The 3,644-nt window shown below is 74.3% G+C and carries 3 protein-coding genes; 1 reads left to right on the top strand and 2 read right to left on the bottom strand.

Annotated features, from left to right (window positions below):
- Positions 1 to 177: 177 nt before the first annotated feature.
- Both QM633_RS07890 and QM633_RS07885 read right to left on the bottom strand, forming a co-directional pair.
- The gene (locus QM633_RS07890; RefSeq protein ID WP_415153196.1) at positions 178 to 984 is read right to left on the bottom strand and encodes a purine-nucleoside phosphorylase; all 807 of its coding nucleotides are present in this window, start codon (positions 982 to 984) and stop codon (positions 178 to 180) included.
- A gap of 7 nt (positions 985 to 991) precedes the next feature.
- The gene (locus tag QM633_RS07885; protein ID WP_415153195.1) at positions 992 to 1,438 is read right to left on the bottom strand and encodes a hypothetical protein; all 447 of its coding nucleotides are present in this window, start codon (positions 1,436 to 1,438) and stop codon (positions 992 to 994) included.
- 390 nt (positions 1,439 to 1,828) lie between these two features.
- Here QM633_RS07885 and QM633_RS07880 point away from each other — a divergent pair, with 390 nt between their 5' ends.
- Positions 1,829 to 3,241 carry an NAD(P)H-quinone dehydrogenase gene (locus QM633_RS07880; protein WP_415153194.1) on the top strand — a complete coding sequence of 471 codons (1,413 nt, stop codon included), beginning with the start codon at positions 1,829 to 1,831 and terminating at the stop codon, positions 3,239 to 3,241.
- The last annotated feature ends 403 nt before the right edge of the window (positions 3,242 to 3,644 follow it).

Here is a 3,644-nt window from a genome sequence, read left to right as displayed (position 1 = left end):
CGTGCCGAAGGTGAGCGGTCCGGCGAACGCGTCGGCGAGCTCCGCCGCGGCCGCCTGGTCGCCGGCGTCCGCGCGGGCGAGGAGGTCGTCGAGGGCAGCGACGGTGGCGACGTCCGGGTCCTGGCCGCGCCAGGCGTCGACCTGCCCGCGCAGGGTCTCATCGATCACGGCCGGCTCCTACAGGCGCTCGAGCAGCCCGGCGAGCAGGCCGCGCAGGCGTGGCTCGGCCGCCGCGCCCGCAGCGATCACCTCGGCATGCTCGAGGGGGGTCGGGGAGATGCCGGCGCCGGGGTTGGTGACCAGCGAGATGCCGAGCACCTCCAGCCCGGCCTCGCGCGCGGCGATGGTCTCCAGCGTCGTGGACATGCCGACCAGGTCGCCGCCGAGGACCTGCGCCATCCGCACCTCAGCGGGCGTCTCGTACTGGGGACCCCGGAACTGGACGTAGACGCCCTCGGCGAGGGTCGGGTCGACGTCGTGCGCGAGCGCACGCAGCCGCGGCGAGTAGGCCTCGGTGAGGTCGATGAAGGTGGCCCCCTCCAGCGGGGTCGCGCCGGTGAGGTTGATGTGGTCGCGGATCAGGACCGGGGTGCCCGGCGCCCATTCGGCGTGCAGGCCGCCGCAGCCGTTGGTGAGAACGACGGCCTTCGCCCCTGCCGCGGCCGCCGTCCGGACGCCGTGGACGACGGCGGCGACGCCGCGTCCTTCGTAGAAGTGGGTGCGCCCGGTGAACAGGGCGGCGGCGCGGCCGTTCGGCGTCCGGATCAGCTTGAGGGCGCCGCCGTGGCCGGCGACCACGGGCTTGGCGAAACCGGGAAGCTCGTCCAGGGGGCACTCGCCGATCGGTTCGCCGAGGCCCTCGGAGGCGCCGGACCAGCCGGAACCGAGGACGAGGGCGAGGTCGATGGACGGGAGGCCGAACCGCTGCAGCAGCGCGGCGGCGGCCTCACCGGCCAGGGTCTGAGGGGGAGTCTGGTCGCTCACCCGACGACTATAACGACGAGCGCCGCCACCAGGGGGCAGCGGCCTCGTCGACCTCGTCGGACTCGTCGAGGTGGAACGACCGGGCGCGTTGTCTCGGTTGGCGCCGGATCATCACGACGAGTCCTGCGAGCAGGCCGAGCCAGACCAGCAGCTGGCCGCTGTGGACGAGGTCCCTCGGCCCCGGGAGGTAGGCCCAGGCCATCATCACCAGACCGAAGGCGACCGCCGCGCCGCCCGCGATGAGCAGGACGCGCGACCGCGGGCCCACCGGGCGGTCGGCCCGCCGGTGCAGCATCAGGATGCCGGCGCCGACCGACACCGACAGGGGCAGCGACGACAGTTCGAGCAGCACCGACTGGGCGGGGTTGGCCTCCGGCAGCCCGATCACGACGAAGCAGACGCTGACCAGCACGCCCGCGAGGGCGACGGCAGGCAGCAGGACGCGGGACAGCACGCCCCGAGCGTAACCCTCCGGGTCCCGACCCGCCGAGGCGAACCGTCCGCCGCGTCCCCTGCCCGCCGAGCCACGCAAGCGCAGGTACGCCGGACCGGCCTGCGGGGGTACGGGGGACGGTTCTTTTCCGATTCGCAGGTCTGTCCCCTTGTCGTTCACGGGTCTGTCCCCTCTTGCCGGTCACGGAACCGTCCCCTGAACGGGAAAGGGGACAGTCCAGCGAACGGGAAGGAACCGTCCCCTGAACGGGAAAGGAACCGTCCCCTGAACGGGAAAAGGGACGGAGGTGCCGGGGTCGGAGGTACGGGGAGGGCGGGGCGAAGCTCGGGTGGACGGGGCGAAGTTCGGGCGGGCGGGGCGAACCGGGGCGGGGCGTGGGAGAGTTCTCCCGTGGCGGACGTGGTGATCATCGGCGGCGGGCCGGGGGGCTACGAGGCGGCGCTGGTCGCCCGGCAGCTCGGCGGGCGCGTGACCCTGGTGGAGCGCCGCGGCCTCGGCGGTTCGGCGGTGCTCACCGACGTGGTGCCCTCCAAGACGCTGATCGCCGCCGCGGAGGTGATGACCAAGATCCGGGACGCCGAGGAGCTCGGGCTGCACCTCACCGGTGAGGACCGCAGGCTCGGCGCCGCCGTCGGCGTCGACCTCGGCAGGGTCAACGCCAGGATCCGCGGGCTCGCCCGCGCCCAGTCCGCCGACATCGCCGACCGGCTGCGGGCGGACGGCGTCCGCCTCATCGCTGGCACCGGGCGCCTGGACGGCAGCCAGCGGGTCATCGCCGCCACGAAGGACGGGGAGGAGCCCCTTCCGGCCGACGTCGTGCTCGTCGCGACCGGTGCCCGCCCGCGCGAACTGGACGCGGCCCGTCCCGACGGCGAACGAATCTTCACCTGGGCCCAGCTCTACGATCTGGACAGCGTCCCCGAACGTCTGGTCGTGGTCGGGTCCGGCGTCACCGGCGCGGAGTTCGCCAGCGCCTACGCCGCCCTCGGCGTCTCGGTGACGCTGGTCTCCTCGCGGCACCAGGTGCTGCCCGGCCACGACGACGACGCGGCGCGGGTGATCCAGCAGGTCTTCGAGAACAGCGGGATGACCGTCCTCAACGGTGCCCGCGCCGTCGCCGCCGACCGGCACGGGGACGAGGTCGTCGTCCGGCTCGCCGACGGCACGGCCGTGGCCGGCTCGCACTGCCTGATGGCGGTCGGCGCCGTCCCCAACACGGCCGGGCTCGGCCTCGAGGAGGCCGGGGTGAGGCTCTCCGCGTCCGGCCACATCGAGGTCGACCGGGTCTCCCGCACCAGCGCCCGCGGCGTGTACGCGGCGGGCGACTGCACGCCGGTCTTCGCGCTGGCCAGCGTGGCCGCCATGCAGGGTCGGATCGCGATGTGGCACTCGCTCGGCGATTCCGTGGCCCCCCTCGACCTGCGGACGGTCGCGTCCACCGTGTTCACCGCCCCCGAGATCGCCACCGTCGGCTGCAGCCAGGCCGACATCGACTCCGGCGTGGTCAGGGGGCTCACGATGATGCTTCCGCTGCGCGGCAACGCGCGGGCCAAGATGCAGGCCCTCACCGACGGCTTCGTGAAGATCTTCTGCCTGCCCACCACCGGCATCGTGGTCGGCGGCGTCGTGGTCGCTCCATCCGCGTCCGAGCTGATCCACCCGCTCTCGCTGGCCGTGCGCAACAAGCTCACCGTCGACCAGATCGCCGAGGCCTTCACCGTCTACCCGTCGTTGTCGGGTTCGCTGGCCGAGGCCGCGCGCCGCCTGCACGGGCACTCCAGCGAGCAGGTCCTGACCTACTGAGTTCCGCCGGCCCTCAGCGCCGCCGCTCGCCGCTGGACCCGTGCAGGGTGTCGAGGAGGACGTCGGGTTGAGCGACCCGGCGCCGGGCCGTCCTGCACGCCCGCCCCGCGGGAAGGGTCGGGTCGCCGGCGGAAGCCGGAGCCCGTCGGGGCAGCGCTGGGGTCCGCGTGGAGAATGGGCCGTGGGCTCGCTGCGCCGGCCCGCCGCCGGCCGCCGGAGGGGAGGGACGTGAGCGTGGTCACCGCTGTCACCGGACGGCTGCTCCGCTGGCGGGCCACCCCGCAGTCGGGAGCAGCGGACGGGCGCGCCCCCGCGCACGGAACGCGGGCCCGGCCTGCGGCGCTGCTCGCCGTGCTGGTCGGGGTGGTGGCCTTCGGCGCGCGGGCCTACCTGTTGCGCTACG

Source organism: Propionicimonas sp., from assembly GCF_047606205.1.
GTDB lineage: Bacteria > Actinomycetota > Actinomycetes > Propionibacteriales > Propionibacteriaceae > Propionicimonas.
Note: the sequence above shows the minus strand (reverse complement) of the source record. Positions and strands in the feature narration are given on the sequence as shown.